Raw genomic sequence first — 17,157 nt, forward strand, 5'->3', positions numbered from 1 at the left:
CTTTTTTTATTATTTAATAGTTTATTATGTTAGGATAAGTAATGCAAAAATCATGCTAAATGTGTTTTTTATCAAATAAATTTATTAAATTCGTAGAATATGTTATGTTAAAACGCAAATAAGAATATGCTTAAACAACACTTACAACTTAAATTAGGACAGAAGCTGGCCCCTCAGCAGATCCAGTTGATGAAGCTTATTCAACTTCATACTCTTGAATTTGAAGAGGAGCTGGAGAGAGAGTTAGAAGAAAACCCGGCTTTGGAAATTGCAAAAGAGGATTCTAAGGAAGATGATTATTCTTCCCTGGAAGATGCTTATCAGGATGAGGGTACAGAAAGCATTGAAACAGATTTCGACGTCAATGAATATATCTATGACGATGAACCAAGCTATAAAACCGCATCCAGCAACTACTCTCCGGATGATGAAGAATTCGATAACGAGAGTCTTTTAACGGAAGGCCAGTCCTTATATGATTATCTTACAGAACAGATTCACCTGGTGAATATTGGTGATGAAGATCTGAAGATTGCAGAATACCTGATCGGGAATTTAGATACGGACGGATATCTGAGAAGAGAGATCAAATCTATTGTTGATGATCTTGCTTTCTCACAGGGAATTTATACTACTAAAGAAAGAGTAGAGGATATCCTTGAAAATTATGTTCAGAAACTGGATCCGCCAGGAGTAGGAGCAAGAGGTCTGCAGGAATGCCTTTTACTACAGATTGAAAAGAAAGTAAGCTCAGATAAAGCAGTTTCTCTTGCTGCCAATATCTTAAGACATCAGTTTGAAGCTTTAACAAACAAGCATTATAACAAGATCATTCAGAAATATGATATTGAAGAAGACGATCTGAAAGATGCTCTGGATGAGATCTCAAAACTTTCTCCAAAAGTAGGTGGAAACTTTGATACACAGACGATTACCATTAATCAGGAAATTATTCCGGACTTTGTCATTCAGGTGAAAGACGGGCAGGTAATCCCTATGCTGAACAGCAAGAATGCACCTACACTAAGAGTTTCTGAAGAATATAAAGATATTCTGACTACCTACTCCCATGATAAGAACTCGTCGGAACATAAGCAGGCTGCTTTATTTATCAAGCAAAAACTGGATGCAGCAAAATGGTATATTGATGCCATTAATCAGCGCCAGAATACCTTATTACAGACGATTACAGCCATTGTGAAGTTCCAGAAGGATTATTTCATCACCGGTGACGAAAAGTCTCTGAAACCAATGATTCTGAAGGATGTTGCAGATATTACAGGTTTTGACATCTCTACCATTTCAAGGGTGGTAAAAAGTAAGTATGCAGATACCCCTAATGGGATTGTATATCTTAAAGATCTGTTCTCAGACAGTTTAACAAATGACGATGGAGAAGAAGTTTCTACAAAGGAGATCAAAACCCATCTTCAGGAAGTTATCAGTAAAGAAAATAAGAGAAAACCACTTACAGATGATGCATTAGTAGTCATTCTGAAAGAGCAGGGTTATAATATTGCCAGAAGAACGATTGCAAAATATCGGGAACAGCTCAATATTCCTGTCGCGAGGTTAAGAAAAGAACTTTAACAATATAAAAAAGCATTTCAATTTGAAATGCTTTTTTTATCATAAGTAAAAATGGGATAGCTATTTATCATTTTACCTTTTTAAGTTAATCAGCTCAGTTTTACATTTTACAGCCCCAGCTCCTTCATAGAAATTTCCCGCATTTCAACCTTTCTTATTTTTCCGGAAATAGTCATTGGGAATTCATCTACGAATTTCCAGTATTTTGGAACTTTATAATGGGCAATTCTTCCTTTGCAGTATTCCTGTAGTTCTTCAGCAGTGATGGTAAATCCTTTTCTCACTTTTACCCATGCCATTACTTCTTCTCCGAATTTTTCACTGGGAACACCAATGATCTGGACATCAAGAATGTTGGTATACGTATATAAAAAATCTTCAATTTCCTTAGGTGAGATATTTTCTCCACCACGAATGATCAGATCTTTTATCCTTCCTGAAATGGTAATATAGCCGTCTTTATCCATTACTGCCATATCTCCGGTGTGCATCCAGCGGGCATCATCCAATACTTTCCTGGTGTTTTCAGGATCATTCCAGTACTTTAGCATGACGGAATAGCCTCTGGTACAAAGTTCCCCATGCTCCCCACGTTTTAAAGTTCTGCCACTTTCATCAATGATTTTTATCTCAAGGTGATCCTGAACCGTTCCTACGGTGCTGACCTGTTTTTCCAGCGGTGTTCCTATTAAAGTCTGAGTAGATACAGGTGAAGTTTCTGTCATTCCGTAGCAGATACTCATTTCTTTAATATTCATTAGATTTTCCACTTTTTTCATGATTTCGGGAGGGCATACAGAGCCCGCCATAACACCGGTTCTTAAGCTTGAAAAATCATAGGTGTCAAAATCTTTTACTGCCAGTTCGGCAATAAACATCGTAGGTACTCCATACAAAGAAGTACATTTTTCATCTGAAACAGCTTTTAAAGTAATCTCCGGATCAAAACTGTCATTCGGAATTACCATACAGGCTCCGTGAGCTGTACAGCACATATTTCCGATGACCATCCCAAAGCAGTGGTAAAAAGGTACAGGAATGCAGACGCGGTCTTTCTCAGTATATTTTAGTCTGATCCCAATAAAATAACCGTTATTGAGAATATTATGATGGGAAAGAGTAACCCCTTTGGGAAAACCGGTAGTTCCTGAAGTATATTGAATATTAACAGGATCATCAAACTGTACATGCTCTTCAAAACTGTGAAGCACTTCATCCGAGATTTCCTGTCCGTTATTCACAAACTCTTCCCAGTTTTCATCAAAGAATATTTCGTGATCAAGGGTTGGGCATACTTCTTTCGCGTATTCAACCATCTCTTTATAATTGCTGGTTTTAAAGCTTAAAGAAGAAAAAATAAAACGAACTTCAGACTGATTGAGGACATAAGTCAGTTCATGAGTTCTATAGGCCGGATTGATATTCACTAAAATAGTTCCTATTCTTGCAGTTGCATACTGCAAAAGTACCCATTCATAGCGGTTAGATGACCAGACTCCGATTCTGTCGCCCGCTTTTGCTCCTAAAAATAATAAAGCTTTTGCAACGGCTGTTGTTTGATTATAAAATTCCTGATAAGTAGCTCTGTAATCCTGATGAACGCAGACTAATGCTTCCTGATGGGGATATTTTTCGACAGTATTTTTAAGATTGGCTCCGATGGTCTGGCCTAATAATGGAACCTCAGAAGTTCCATACACATAAGATAAGGGCATAGTTTAAGATTTGGTGGAATAAAATTAACAATTATATCCCGAACTATGCCTATGTATATTAATTTTCCTGAGAATCTATTTCTTTAAGTTGTTTTAGATTTTTATCAAGTTTTTTAATAATAGTACCATATACCAGTCTGTAATATAACCAGATCATAGAAATCGCAAGCAATGTACTTACGACAATTCCCACGATAATAATGGTAAGATTGGAACCACTTGGCTGGATATTCTGAGAATCTAATATGTAAAATATAAAAGCAACCAATACAAAAGTGAATATCAGCAATAATACAATGCTGATAAGAATGAAAGCATTAACTGTTGTTTTGAACTTAATGATTCTGGTGATAAGTCCCTTCAGATTTTCCTCAATCTTGATTCTTCGGTAATTCTGATAGAATTTTAGTACGAAATATGCCGTGATCAATAAACTTAAGACTTTTATTGCTAAATAAGCATGCCCGAAGTTGTTTTCTACCTCCGGAGCTTCCTGGGCACCTAATCTTTCAAGCATTTTACGGAAGCTGTCTGATTCCTCTTCCGGAAAAAAGTAAAACAGTCCCAGTACTGAAAAGAAAAGTAATTCTACGACGCTGATCCAGAAAATATATTTCACATAGTTACGCGACTTTCTGTTCAACATCTGAAGAATCTCAGTGTTGTCATATTTATGCTGGACAGGTTGTTCCTGCCATGTTTTCTTAAAGCTATCTAAATCAAATTCAGGCATATTTTTCCATCTGTTCTTTAAGGGTTTTCTTTAATCTGTTCATTTTCACACGTGCATTAACTTCAGTGATTCCGAGGTTTTCTGCAATGTCCTTGTAAGGCAGATCGTCAAGATACATCATGACAATGGCTCTTTCTACATTAGGAAGAGTCTTGATTACCGTATACAAAAGGGATACCTGCTGCTGTTTTTCATCGTCATCTTCCACAAAATCCTTGTGGTTGATGTCCAGCTCATTTGTAGGAAGGCTTTTGCTTTTTTTTCTAAAGAGGGTAATGGCTGTATTGAGCGCTACACGGTACATCCATGTGGAAATTTTGGAGTTTCCTTTGAAAGAATCATAACTTCTCCAGAGCTGTAACACGATTTCCTGGAAAAGATCCTCTTCATCTTCCAGAGAATTGGTGTACAAACGCGATACTTTAATAATCAGTCCTTGATTATCTTTGATAAGCTGCGCAAATTCTTTTTCTCTGGAATCCATAGATATATAATGCCACGAAGATAATAATAAAGTAGTAATTGGTGAAAATTATAATTAAAAATCGTAAAACGGTAAAAAAAGGAAAATCGAAGAAGAGCTAAAGGTTCAGGCTTATATTTGAATAATACTTCATATTTTCATCAAAAAACATGGAAAGATATTTTCAATCAATATTGTTTACATGTGGCTAAAAACTCTTTAGTCCTGTTGCTCTTATCTTTTTACCACAAAATTTGTGTACCTTTGCCTCCGCGAGAAAATCGGCTTGTTGATTCTTGTTTCGGCAAGGGTAGGAAAGTCCGGACACCATAGAGCAGCAAAGCGGATAACATCCGTCACCCGTGAGGGTAGGACAAGTGCAACAGAAAGCAAGTACAGTTCGGCTGTAGTGAAACCAGGTAAACTCTTTGCGGTGCAATGGTAAGTATATCGGTTCTTTTCAGCAATGGAAATAGGGGCGGCTCGTCCTGAAAACCGAGGGGTAATCAGCTCAAGTATTGCAGCAATGTAATACGTAGATAAATAACAGGCACTTCTTCGGAAGTACAGAATCCGGCTTATAGATTTTCTCGTGATTTTTTTTAAAGCTGGAATTTAGAGGCTGGAAGAGTGAAATTTTTTAACGTAATGATTTTAAACCTCCATCTTCAAGCCTCTAAATTTTAACCCAATTTATTCATTTTCCAATAGTTTTTTAGATTCCTGTAATTCCTGTCTGTCTTTATCAGAAAGAGTAGGATATTTAAGATTCATTTTCTCCAGAGTATCAATAATGATCTGAATGGCCGCTACTCTTGCAAACCATTTACTGTCTGCAGGAAGCACATACCAGGGTGCATAATCTTTTGAGGTTTCATTGATGGCAGTTTCATACGCCTCCATATACTGGTCGAATAACGCTCTTTCAGGGAGATCTCCTGCTGAGAATTTCCAGTTTTTTTCCTGTTCATCAATTCTGTCCAGAAGCCTTTTTTTCTGTTCGTCCTTAGAGACATGTAAAAAAATCTTCACAACTGTTGTTCCGTTTTGAGAAAGGTGTTTTTCAAAATTACGGATACTTTCATATCTGTTTTCCCAGAATTTAGTATCAAAATCTTTTACGGAAGACCATGTTTTTTCGCTCAGATTATATTCAGGATGTACTTTGCACACCAGAACACTTTCATAATGGGATCGGTTAAAAATTCCTATCATTCCTTTCTGTGGCAGTGCCAGATAATGTCTCCATAAAAAATCATGAGAATATTCTTTGGAGCTTGGTGTTTTAAAACTGGTTACATTACATCCCTGAGGATTCACTCCTCCGAAAACATGCTCTATCATACTGTCTTTTCCTGCTGCATCCATAGCCTGCAATACAACCAGCAAAGACTGGCTTCCGTCAGCATATAATTTTTCCTGCAGTTCACGAAGTTTTTCTTTCTCCTGAATCAGCATTTGCTCTCCTTCCTCTTTAGTGAGCTTTCCATTATAAGACGTTGATGCTTTTTTTATCGAAAATTTTCCGCTTACCTTAAAGTTATCTGAGAAATCGGTGTCCATATTTTTTTTATTTAAAGATAAAAGTAAAAAGATAAAAGTAAAAAGATAAAAGTGAAGATGTTATTACAATTCAATAGGGTGGACCTTTGCCCAGCCATTAAAAAAAAAATCCGAAGGCTTCAGTCGAAACCTAAATAATAAATTTGATAAACGACAATACATTTACTGCCATCTATTACCTATCATCTTCTACCTAATCAAACATAAATGTAATAAAAAAACCGCCTCAATGGAGACGGTTCTTTTATTTTTTTGAGTAGAGATTACTTCGCAGCAGCCTTTTTTGCAAGTTTCGCAGCTTTTTTCTCAGCTTTAGCAGCTTCTTTTTGTTCAGCAGGAGTCAATACTTTTGGCTCAGGAGCGTTAGCATCTACGTTACCTTTGATGTAGATTACACTTCTGCTGTTTGCAGGGTCATTAGAGAAAACCTCAATCATTTTGTTGAAAGGGCCAGGGATTGCTGTATTGTATCCAACCTTGATCTTTGCAGACTTTCCAGGCATGATAGGATCTTGGCTGAATTCAGGAGTCGTACATCCACAAGAAGGCTTTACATTTGAAAGAATCAAAGGTTTATCACCTGAATTCGTTACAGTAAAGAATCTTGTACCATCAGCACTAGGCTTAATAGTTCCGTAATCGAAAGTTGTTTTATCAAATGTAATAGTTTGTGCAGATGCAAGAGCAAATGTCCCGAATAGTGCAATTCCTGCAATTAATTTTTTCATATTCTTGAATGTTAATACGTTTGTTAGATAAATTTTGTGAAACAAAGTTAAAAATTATTTTAATTCATGCTTAAAAATTTTTTTCTTTAGACTATTTTTGCAAATTGCAAGCCAAAGAAATAGAATTTATGCAGATTTCAGAAAAGTACAATCCACAGGAAACAGAACAAAAATGGTACAATTACTGGTTGGAAAACAAATTTTTCCACTCAGAACCTAATGACAAACCACCATATACCATAGTCATTCCTCCACCAAACGTGACGGGGATACTACACATGGGACATATGTTGAACAATACCATTCAAGATGTTCTGGTCCGTCGTGCAAGAATGCGCGGGTTTAATGCTTGTTGGATTCCGGGAACAGATCACGCTTCAATTGCTACTGAAGCTAAAGTTGTTGCTAAACTGAAGTCTGAAGGAGTCAATAAGTCAGATATTACCCGTGAGGAGTTTTTAACCCACGCATGGGACTGGACTAATAAATATGGAGGAACTATCCTTGAGCAGTTGAAAAAACTGGGATGTTCTTGCGACTGGGACAGAACCCGTTTCACCATGGAAGATAAACTTTCTCAACAAGTTATCAAAAGTTTCGTAGACCTTTATAATAAAGGACTGATCTACAGAGGCTATAGAATGGTGAACTGGGATCCGGAAGCGAAAACCAATATCTCTGACGAAGAGGTAATCTTTAAAGAACAAAACGGAAAATTATATTTCCTTAAATATAAAATTGAAGGTTCAGAAGAGTTCCTTTCAGTAGCAACTACGCGTCCTGAAACTATTTTTGGGGATACAGCAGTATGTATCAATCCGAATGATGAAAGATATGCACACTTAAAAGGTAAAAATGTAATTGTACCTATCGTTGACAGAGTGATTCCGATCATTGAAGATGAGTATGTGGATATTGAATTCGGAACCGGAGCTTTGAAAATTACTCCTGCTCATGATATCAATGACTACGAAATCGGACAGAAACATCAGTTGAATATGATTGATTCTTTGGATGATGACGGAAATCTTAATGAGCATGGTTTACATTACGCAGGGAAAAACAGATTTGACGTAAGAAAACAAATCGCTAAAGAACTTGAAGAGAAAGATCTTTTGTTGAAAGCAGAAGATTATGTCAATAAAGTAGGAACTTCTGAGCGAACAGGTGCTGTTATTGAACCTAAAGTTTCAGTACAATGGTTCCTTAAAATGTCTGAAATTGCTAAGCCAGCTTTGGATGTTGTTATGGATGATGAGGTTAAGTTTTATCCTGAAAAATTCAAAAATACCTACAAGCACTGGATGGAGAACATTCGCGACTGGAATATTTCCCGTCAGCTTTGGTGGGGACAACAGATTCCTGCCTATTACTATGGAGAAGGAGAGAATGACTTCGTAGTTGCTGAAGATAAGCATCAGGCTCTTGTAGTATTAGAAGAACAAAAAGGAATTATTGCTAATCTTGAAGATTTAAGACAGGATGATGACGCATTAGACACATGGTTCTCATCATGGTTATGGCCAATGTCTGTATTTGACGGATTACTGGATCCTGAAAATAAAGATATCAACTATTATTATCCAACATCTGATCTGGTTACAGGTCCGGATATTATTTTCTTCTGGGTAGCCAGAATGATTATGGCCGGATTGGAATACAGAAAAGAAGTTCCGTTCAAGAATGTTTATTTTACAGGAATTGTAAGAGATAAGCAGAGAAGAAAGATGTCAAAATCTCTTGGAAACTCTCCAGATCCTCTTGAATTAATGGATAAATATGGAGCAGATGGAGTACGTGTAGGTATTCTATTGAGTTCTGCTGCGGGTAATGATCTTCTTTTTGATGAAGATTTAATGCTTCAGGGAAGAAACTTCATGACCAAGATCTGGAATGCCTTCCGTCTGATCAATATGTGGAATCATGAAGATAAGCCAGCTATTGCAACCGATAACCAGGCAATTGAGTGGTTTGAAAACAAGCTTAACAAAACAATTGCTGAAATTAATGATCAATTCGAGAAATTCAGAATTTCTGATGCCCTTCATTTGATCTATAAATTAATTTGGGATGATTTTTGTGGTTGGTATCTTGAAGCGATTAAACCTAACTATGGAGAAGGAATTTCTAAAGAAGTTTATAATAAAACGATCTACTTCTTTGAGGAGCTGATGAAGTTACTTCATCCGTTCATGCCTTTCCTGACAGAAGAACTATGGCAGACGATCTCAGAAAGAAATATTGATGAGGCTTTAGTAATCGCTCAGCAGAAAGAAGCAGGAGCATTTGACGAGGCAATTATTAAAAACTTTGAAACGGCAGCAGAGCTGATTTCAGGAGTTAGAAACTACCGTCAGACCAAAGGAATTTCACCAAGGGAAGCCGCTGAGGTATATACCAATGCTGCTGAATTTGCCAATGAAGCGGTAGTAAGAAAACTGGCTAATATTTCTGAAATTCATTTTGGACAGAAAACAGATAAGCCAAGCTTTACTTTCCTGGTAGGAGCTACTGAAGTTTCTATCCCATTAAGTGAAAACTTAGATTTAGGAGAAGAAAAAGCTAAGACTGAGGAAGAAGTAAAATATTTAAAAGGATTCTTAGTTTCAGTAGAAAAGAAGCTTTCCAATGAGAAGTTTGTTGCCAATGCTAAGCCGGAAGTTGTAGAAGGTGAACGTAAGAAGCAAAAAGATGCTCAGGAGAAGATTGCGATCCTTGAAGAAAAACTGAAAAGTTTATAAAGTATAGACAATAAATTTTGTCAAAATCTCAGGCTGGGTACAGATGAAAATTGTATCCAGCCTGATGGTTTAAAAGAATAAATACAATGACACATATAGAAAACATACAAAAACTATTCTCGAAAGACTTTGTAGAGAGCCCGTTACTTGAAAGTTTTGAAGTAGGAAAGATTTACCTTTCCAGTGGGAAACTGGTTGCCTGTGATCCCTTGATCACCAATGATATGCTACCTTTTACTACAGAATTTCCAAAAGGAGACTTTTCGGTAATGCTTCATAAAGAAAGAGAAAGTAACTGTGTGGCCTATGCAGAGATTATATTCAGTGATTCTGAAGTTAAAGAATGGAAACTGGCTACCACAGCAGGACAAAAATTAAAAGATCTTGAAGAAGGAGAAGTTTTCGGATATCCTGTAGAAAGCGGGATGGGATGTCTGATGGATGTTGATACCCAAAACAGCCTTAATGAACTGGAACAAAGATTATATCAAAATAAAGGAGGTGATTTTATGGGAATCTATGAAGAATTTTTCCATGACTATTTCTTTGATGAAAACGGTGCCATAGATCAATATGCCTTTCTTAAACCGGCAAAAGAACATCCTGGAACCATCTTTGCTTTTGAAACCGGATATGGAGAAGGATTTTATGCCAGCTATATCGCTTATGATAAAGATCAACAACCCGTGAAAATAATTACTGAATTTATTGAAATAAGTTAATTATAAATTAGTTATTTTTGAGACACAATTTTGTCAGTTATTAATATTAAAGCTAATACAAAACACAATGAATTTCTCATCAGAACAACCTCGTATTATTGTTGTGGGCAGCTCATCGATTGATTTGGTTCTTGAAACCGAAAAACTTCCTTTGCCTAATGAAACCGTCTTAGCTATCAAATCAGATAGTTACTTTGGTGGTAAAGGTGCTAACCAGTCAGTAGGTACGGCCAGGTTGGGTGCCAGTGTATACTTTATAGGATGCGTTGGGATGGATCCTCTTGGACAACAGATCATGAGGAATCTGGTAAGCGAAAATGTAAATGTAGGATTTGTTCATGAAACAGATAAAGAAGCTACAGGAACTGCTTATGTAACAACTTCTCATGGAAATGCTGCTATTGTGGTAGTACCCGCAGCCAACAAGCATCTTAGCAAATCACATATAGACGAAGCCGATAAATATTTTCATACCACCGATCTTGTGCTGGTTCAGCTTGAAGTTTCTATGGATGTTGTAGAACATACCGTTAGGAAAGCTAAGAAATATGGAAAGAAAGTAGGATTATATGCATCTCCGGCAATGAGAGTCAACGAAGAGATTTTGGAAATGGTTGATTTTATTGTGGCTAAAAGTAATGAACTGTATGTTATTTTTGGAGAAGAGAAAAGGGAAGAAGTTCTTAAAAAATATTTCAATAAAGTGTTTGTACGAGATGATACCAATTCTACCATTTATTTTGATGGTACCGAAATGAAATATTACCGAAACGATAAGGACGAAAAAGTATATAAAATGGGGATGGGGGATGCCTTTACATCAGGATTTGCCATTGCATTATGCCACGGGAACTCTATCGAAGAATGTGTGAAATTCGGAAATGAAGTTTCATCAAGAGTTTCAGGGGGTAAAGGATCTCAGACAGGACTTCCGAGAATCTCAGATTTCTTTTCTTAAAGCTATTTACAACATATCAAAAGTTTGAAACTTAACATAAAGATATAAGTAAAATGTCCACTTTTATAGTGGATTTTTTCTTTTTTATATTATGGAAAAACTAATATTGACCACAGAAGACCATATTAATCTTGTTGCCCATTTATTTAAGCCGGAAAGAGATAATGGTAAACTATTACTGATTAACTCAGCAACAGGGGTAAAGCAGCAGGTCTATTTTTCTTTTGCCAGCTACTTTTGTGAACAGGGATTTACAGTTATTACCTATGATTACAGAGGAATAGGACTTTCCAAGCCGAAAAATATGAGAGGGTTTCAAGGTTCTATGAGGCTTTGGGGCTCAAAAGATTATAAAACGATAACTCAATATATCAAGTCAGCATTTAAAGAATACAAAAAGTATTGTTTAGGCCATTCTGTAGGTGCACTCATTCTGGGAATGAATGAAGATTCCAACATTTTTGAAGAATTTGTTTTTGTAGGAACACAAAATGCTTTTGTAGGAAACCTTAAAGGAAGAACAAAAGTTGAAGCGTATTTAGGTTTTGGAATTGCCCAGCCATTAACAACTTCATTGCTAGGATATTTCCCCGCACATTGGTTTGGATTGGGAGAAAGTCTTCCAAAAAATTGCGCATATGACTGGAGAACCTTAATTTTAAACAAGAAATCAACCAATAAGCTGTTGGAAAAAATTGATGACTTTTCTAAAAATTTAACCCAGAAAGTATTTGTAATCCGGGCTGAAGATGATATATGGCTTACAGAAAAAGGAGTATTAAGTTTATTAAATAATACCTATTCAAATCTCAAACCTACATACAGGCTGATCGCTGCTTCAGAATCAGATAAAAATGAAATCGGGCATATCAATTTTTTTAGAAGTTACAACAGCAAACTATGGGATATTATTTTAAATGAACTGATAGATAAATGAAAAGTACGATTGACAACACAGTAGCATTTGTAAAAGAAAAATTAGAAGGAGCAGAAGCCGGGCATGACTGGTTCCATATTGAAAGAGTCTGGAAGCTGGCCGCTCAGATAGCAGAAACAGAGGATTGTGACAAAGAAGTAGTAGAATTGTCCGCACTTCTTCACGATATTGCCGATCCTAAATTTCATAACGGAGATGAAACCATTGCTCCCAAAATATCAAGAATCTTTCTTGAAGAACAGAACGTATCTGAAGAAATCATCCAGAAGGTCTTATTTGTCATTGAAAATATTTCGTTCAAGAACAGAGATCAGGCTCCGTTAAATCCACCCATTGAACTCCAGATTGTGCAGGATGCCGATCGTATTGATGCCATAGGCGCCATTGGAATTGCCAGAACATTCAATTTTGGAGGTTTTAAAAATAACCTGATGCATCATCCCGATATGAAACCCAAATTAGGGATGTCAAAAGAAGAGTATAAAAAATCTAACGGGACAACGATCAATCATTTCTATGAAAAGCTCCTTCTCCTGAAAGATATGATGAACACTGAAAAAGGAAAACAAATGGCAGAAGAAAGACACAATTATATGCTGAATTTCCTGGACCAGTTTTATAAAGAATGGAATGTAGAGTAGAAAATAGAATCAGAATGAATTGAATCTGATTCTGCTTGTCAAAAATTAACTATCCGAACAAATATTGTATGTGACATTATTAGTTCGGATATTTTTTATGAACAGATATAGCAGTTCAGTTCAGAGGGTAATAAAGATAGAAAACTATTTTTTAGGCTGGTTAAAATTAAAAATTGGCCTCGGACATGGATAAAATAGAGAGAAGGAGTATCTTTGTAAAATATGACACTCATTATTTTTATCATATTTCTGGCTTGTGTCCTTTCATTGGTCCTGTTTAAGATTAAATCAGGAAGTATGGCCAAGTGGGCAAAGCTGTTTCGTATTGTAACAGTTGTTTTTTCAATTTCTGTATTTACGTACTGGTTTATCAAGAAAAGTGCTGTGGCATTTGTTGATAATTCTGTGGGGCTTCAGGTGGTTAATAAACTTCCACAGGCATTGGATTTTTACTTAATCAAAGTAGATAAAACAGATCAGAATACAACCCTTGAGCCTAAACATATTGGAAAAATACGCCCGGAATATTACAGAATAGAATACCTGAAAATGGATAAGTCTGATGAATACTGGATTGCAGGCTATCTTGGAAAGAAAAACTTAGTCTATTTTTCTCAACATTCTGTACCTAATAAAAATATTGATCAGATTGTAGAAGTACAGAACTACATCAATCAAAGTATGAAGCTGTCTGATGCGGCCAAAAAGCAGGTAGACGCTTATAATTATGAGAATACCAAACTGGGAATCTGGATTACGCTGGACTTTCTGCTTCTGTTTCTCAATCTTGTGCTGCTGATTAGAAAAAATAAATAAAAAAGGTAATGAGTTTCCAATACTCATTACCTTTTTAGTTTCTGTCAAGGATAATCCAGAATCTGCATAATCCGTTCCTTGAATTCTTCAGGACAGGCTTTGATAAGTTTATCCTTATTTTGTTTACTGATTTCTTTAGGCTCAAGCCATTCGCTCTTATTGGAATTCAAACTGTGGCTGTCATATACTCTTTTTATGGTATGATTTTCATAAAAAATATATTCATCACCAAGCCAGTTGCTAGCAATGCTGATTGTACAAATTTCCTTTTCCATAATTTATGTTTTAAAGCATAATGTTTAGTGAAATACATTATACTCTAATATACAAATTTTTTTGTTACAGAGAGGAATGAATCGGGTGTAAGAAATTAACTGAATGTAGCCTATTTAATTTTATCTCAGCAATCCTTTGTGCTAAAAAAGTGTTCCGGTACTTTCTGTTGCCATTTGCGGAATATGAATATCAGTTTTCCATTCTTCATTCATCTTCCTGATAAAATAAGCGGATAATAAAGGAGAAGCTTTTTCAATGTTCTGGTGTACGAAGAAATAAAGATTCTGAAGACCTGCTTTTTTCCATTGGGTAAGATGTTTCAACCAATCATCCAGTCTTTCATAGTCACTTTCAGCATTGGCTCCTACATAGCGGATAAATGCATTAGGGGTAGTAAGTCGCATATGAAGCATATCTCTTCTTCCGGCGGTATCTACAATGATATTGGTGATGTTATGGGCTTCAAAAAGTTCACAGGTTGTATTCAGAATTTCTTCATCGGTAAACCATTCCGTATTTCGGAGTTCTATGGCTAATGGAACTTCTTTAGGCCATTCTTTTACGAATTTTTCCAGCCTGTCATAGTCCTTAGTCTTAAAATTATCGTGAAGCTGAAGAAAAGCCATTCCCAGTTTCTCATCAAAATTGATAATAGCAGAAGCAAAATGAGTCACGGGATCCGTCACATCAATCAGCCTTCTGAAATGGGAAACCGTATTGGTGATCTTAGGGAAGAATTTAAAATTTTCCGGAGTTTTTTCTTTCCAGGTTTTTACCTGATCAGGAGTGGGCATTCCATAGAAAGTAGCATTCAATTCGATAGAATTAAACTGAGTAGCATAATAAGTCAACTCATCCTTAGTTCCTTTAGGATAGAATCCCTTAAGGTCTGTTTTATTCCATTTTGCACACCCGATAGAAATATTTTCCAGGCCTTTTTTATTAGGGGCCAGTATTTCTTTCGTTCTGGGATGATCTTTAGGTAATGTGAAATCTATTTTTGATGGGTCTTCTACTTGTCCGAATTTCATATCTGTAGTTTTGGTATTAAACAATGAACACAAATATAAACCAAAAATCTCAGAGCATTCTATGATTTCTGTGGAAAGTAATTAGACAGAATCAGCATTGAAAACGACAAAAGCACACCTTTCGGTATGCTTTTGTAAATATAGCGTGTTTATTACTTGGTCCTATGCCTCGCAGCTTGAACATGATACGAAGTTAACCATCATTTCTTTTGAAACAGACGAACTTCTTTGGTAGTAAAGTGTTTTCACTCCTTTTTTCCAAGCTTCAATATAAAGGTAGTTGACATCTTTTACAGGCATTGTAGAAGGAATCTGAAGATTCAGAGACTGTGCCTGGTCAATATATTGCTGTCTCTGTGCTGCCTGGGAGATAATCTCCATTGGAGAGATTTCTTTAAACGTTTTGAATACTGCCTTTTCTTCAGGAGTAAGCTCGTTCAGGTGCTGTACAGATCCGTGGTTCAGCATGATTGTTCTCCATGTTTCTTCGTTATCCAGTCCTTTTTCTTTCAATAGTTGTGCAAGGTATTTATTCTTACGCATAAAGTTTCCTTTCGCAAGACCTGCTTTATAATAGTTGGAAGAGAAAGGCTCAATTCCAGGAGAAGTCTGTCCTAAGATGGCAGAACTTGAAGTGGTAGGAGCAATAGCCATTGTTGTGGTATTTCTCAATCCATATCCTTTCAATACTTCTGGTTCTCCATAGATGTTGGCAAGTTCTCTTGAAGCCTGCTCAGCCTGTTCTTTGATATGTCTGAATGCTCTTGCATTGAACTGAGTCGCCTCAAAGCTTTCAAACGGAATCATATTTTTCTGTAAATAAGAGTGGTATCCTAAAACGCCTAAACCAAGAGCTCTGTGACGCATCGCGAAGTTTCTTGCTCCCTGTAGGTAATAGTTTCCTTCAGTTTTGTCAATGAACTCTGATAATACAGCATCAAGGAAGTATACTGCCAGTTTTACAGCATCGGTATCTTTCCACTCATCATACAATTCCAGGTTCATGGAAGACAGACAGCAGATGAAAGATTCTTCCATTGTTGATGGAAGCATGATTTCAGAACAAAGGTTACTTGCATTCACCGTCATTCCCAGGTCTTTATAAACCTGAGGTTTATTTCTGTTAACGTTGTCTGTGAAGAAAATATACGGAAGACCTTTTTGCTGGCGGCTTTCCAATACTCTTGCCCAAACTTTACGTTTTTCCATATCACCGTCAATCATATCCTGCATCCAGTAATCTGGTACACATACTCCGGTAAACAGGTTCTGAATCGGGCTACCGATATCTTTAATAGATAAAAATTCTTCAATATCTCCGTGGTCAATATCTAAGTAAGCAGCAAAAGCACCTCTTCTTACTCCTCCCTGAGAAACCACATCCATAGCCGTATCGAAAAGCTTCATGAATGAAACTGCTCCTGAAGATTTTCCGTTATCTGTTACAGCAGTTCCTCTGTTTCTCAATTCTCCAAAATATCCTGAAGTACCACCTCCGATTTTAGTCTGCATGATGACTTCACCCATTTTATGAGTAATTCCTTCAATGCTGTCTGGAATGTGAACGTTGAAACAGGAGATAGGAAGACCTCTTTCTGTTCCCATATTAGCCCATACAGGAGAAGAGAAACTGATCCATCCTTTCGTGATCATTTCTTTGAATGCCGGTTGAAGTTCAGGCTTGTATAACCTTTTTGCAGCAGCAGTGGTAATTCTGTCGATAGCTCCGTCTACCGTTTCACCTTTCAACAGATATCCTCTGTTCAGCATTTGCTCAGACTCTTCATTGAGCCACCATATATTTGAATTTTGCTCTTCCATAGATGTTATATTTTCGAATTCCGGAATGAGAGAGTCACTCCGGAATTTTGTTTTTTTATAATATTGATTGTAAAATTTCTACTTTGTGGGAACCGTTCAGCCCGCTTTCGTCTCTTAATCTCTGAAATTCTTTAAAAGACGGAACATTCAAAACCTCATGCTGAACTTCTTCATTGATGTAGTTTGAATAATGTACAAAAGTAACACCATCTTCCTTTACAAAAACTTTATATTCAAAGGTGGAAGGATCTAAATTTTTGAAATCTTCCAGAAACTTTTGGATATTCGTTTTATTGTTTGGAACAAATTCGGGGTTTACCGTATAGGTTACTATTACATTAATCATTTCTTTTGTATTTGTGCTTTACTGATGAACAACAATTTCACTTATTAATCAGAAAAGGGTAGTCCTGATACTGACC

General features: G+C 36.4%; 16 protein-coding genes and 1 other RNA gene. 8 read left to right on the plus strand and 9 right to left on the minus strand.

Going from position 1 to position 17,157, the window contains the following annotated elements; genetic code table 11:
• Window positions 1–126 precede the first annotated feature (126 nt).
• The gene (gene rpoN / locus A1704_RS12760; protein ID WP_062673944.1) at window positions 127–1,590 is read left to right on the plus strand and encodes an RNA polymerase factor sigma-54; all 1,464 of its coding nucleotides are present in this window, start codon (window positions 127–129) and stop codon (window positions 1,588–1,590) included.
• Between the two features lie 107 nt (window positions 1,591–1,697).
• On the opposite strand, the gene A1704_RS12765 is transcribed toward rpoN, so the two are convergent.
• Genes A1704_RS12765 through A1704_RS12775 form a run of 3 tightly spaced genes read right to left on the minus strand, consistent with a single transcriptional unit; the run spans window position 1,698 to window position 4,522 of the window.
• On the minus strand, window positions 1,698–3,305 hold the full coding sequence (locus A1704_RS12765) for an AMP-binding protein (RefSeq protein ID WP_062673947.1): 1,608 nt from the start codon (window positions 3,303–3,305) through the stop codon (window positions 1,698–1,700).
• Window positions 3,306–3,363: 58 nt separating this feature from the next.
• On the minus strand, window positions 3,364–4,038 hold the full coding sequence (locus A1704_RS12770; RefSeq protein WP_034699016.1) for a hypothetical protein: 675 nt from the start codon (window positions 4,036–4,038) through the stop codon (window positions 3,364–3,366).
• Window positions 4,031–4,522 carry an RNA polymerase sigma factor gene (locus A1704_RS12775; protein ID WP_062673949.1) on the minus strand — a complete coding sequence of 164 codons (492 nt, stop codon included), beginning with the start codon at window positions 4,520–4,522 and terminating at the stop codon, window positions 4,031–4,033. Before A1704_RS12775 ends, A1704_RS12770 begins: the two co-directional genes overlap by 8 nt.
• A gap of 252 nt (window positions 4,523–4,774) precedes the next feature.
• Here A1704_RS12775 and rnpB point away from each other — a divergent pair.
• Window positions 4,775–5,098, plus strand: an RNA gene (gene rnpB / locus A1704_RS12780) — RNase P RNA component class A.
• A 96-nt stretch (window positions 5,099–5,194) separates the two neighbouring features.
• On the opposite strand, the gene A1704_RS12785 is transcribed toward rnpB, so the two are convergent.
• Entirely contained in the window at window positions 5,195–6,064 is an 870-nt protein-coding gene (locus tag A1704_RS12785) for a polyphosphate kinase 2 family protein (protein ID WP_062673951.1), read from the minus strand.
• Window positions 6,065–6,327: 263 nt separating this feature from the next.
• Window positions 6,328–6,792, minus strand: a complete 465-nt coding sequence (locus tag A1704_RS12790; protein ID WP_034699021.1) for a DUF1573 domain-containing protein — start codon at window positions 6,790–6,792, stop codon at window positions 6,328–6,330.
• Window positions 6,793–6,920: 128 nt separating this feature from the next.
• Here A1704_RS12790 and A1704_RS12795 point away from each other — a divergent pair, with 128 nt between their 5' ends.
• The 6 genes from A1704_RS12795 to A1704_RS12820 all read left to right on the plus strand — a co-directional run bounded on the left by A1704_RS12795 (window position 6,921) and on the right by A1704_RS12820 (window position 13,607).
• Window positions 6,921–9,533, plus strand: a complete 2,613-nt coding sequence (locus A1704_RS12795; RefSeq protein ID WP_062673954.1) for a valine--tRNA ligase — start codon at window positions 6,921–6,923, stop codon at window positions 9,531–9,533.
• 86 nt (window positions 9,534–9,619) lie between these two features.
• Complete coding sequence (locus A1704_RS12800; protein ID WP_062673956.1) at window positions 9,620–10,255, plus strand: DUF4241 domain-containing protein; 636 nt, start codon at window positions 9,620–9,622, stop codon at window positions 10,253–10,255.
• A gap of 67 nt (window positions 10,256–10,322) precedes the next feature.
• On the plus strand, window positions 10,323–11,213 hold the full coding sequence (locus tag A1704_RS12805; protein ID WP_034699029.1) for a ribokinase: 891 nt from the start codon (window positions 10,323–10,325) through the stop codon (window positions 11,211–11,213).
• A 91-nt stretch (window positions 11,214–11,304) separates the two neighbouring features.
• Window positions 11,305–12,150, plus strand: a complete 846-nt coding sequence (locus A1704_RS12810) for an alpha/beta hydrolase family protein (RefSeq protein ID WP_062673958.1) — start codon at window positions 11,305–11,307, stop codon at window positions 12,148–12,150.
• Window positions 12,147–12,791: an HD domain-containing protein gene (locus tag A1704_RS12815; RefSeq protein WP_062673960.1), complete on the plus strand. Its 645-nt coding sequence runs from the start codon at window positions 12,147–12,149 to the stop codon at window positions 12,789–12,791. Before A1704_RS12810 ends, A1704_RS12815 begins: the two co-directional genes overlap by 4 nt.
• Window positions 12,792–13,013: 222 nt before the next feature.
• A complete protein-coding gene (locus tag A1704_RS12820) occupies window positions 13,014–13,607 on the plus strand; it encodes a hypothetical protein (RefSeq protein ID WP_082798780.1) in 594 nt (197 codons plus the stop codon).
• A gap of 44 nt (window positions 13,608–13,651) precedes the next feature.
• On the opposite strand, the gene A1704_RS12825 is transcribed toward A1704_RS12820, so the two are convergent.
• The 4 genes from A1704_RS12825 to A1704_RS12840 form a co-directional block, all read right to left on the minus strand.
• Complete coding sequence (locus tag A1704_RS12825; protein WP_062673962.1) at window positions 13,652–13,882, minus strand: hypothetical protein; 231 nt, start codon at window positions 13,880–13,882, stop codon at window positions 13,652–13,654.
• 141 nt (window positions 13,883–14,023) lie between these two features.
• The gene (locus A1704_RS12830; RefSeq protein ID WP_062673965.1) at window positions 14,024–14,914 is read right to left on the minus strand and encodes a DUF72 domain-containing protein; all 891 of its coding nucleotides are present in this window, start codon (window positions 14,912–14,914) and stop codon (window positions 14,024–14,026) included.
• 162 nt (window positions 14,915–15,076) lie between these two features.
• Entirely contained in the window at window positions 15,077–16,735 is a 1,659-nt protein-coding gene (locus A1704_RS12835) for a ribonucleoside-diphosphate reductase subunit alpha (protein WP_062673967.1), read from the minus strand.
• Between the two features lie 55 nt (window positions 16,736–16,790).
• A complete protein-coding gene (locus A1704_RS12840) occupies window positions 16,791–17,081 on the minus strand; it encodes a hypothetical protein (protein ID WP_062673969.1) in 291 nt (96 codons plus the stop codon).
• Window positions 17,082–17,157: the final 76 nt, after the last annotated feature.

It is taken from the genome of Chryseobacterium cucumeris (genome assembly GCF_001593385.1).
GTDB classification, from domain to species: Bacteria; Bacteroidota; Bacteroidia; order Flavobacteriales; family Weeksellaceae; genus Chryseobacterium; species Chryseobacterium cucumeris.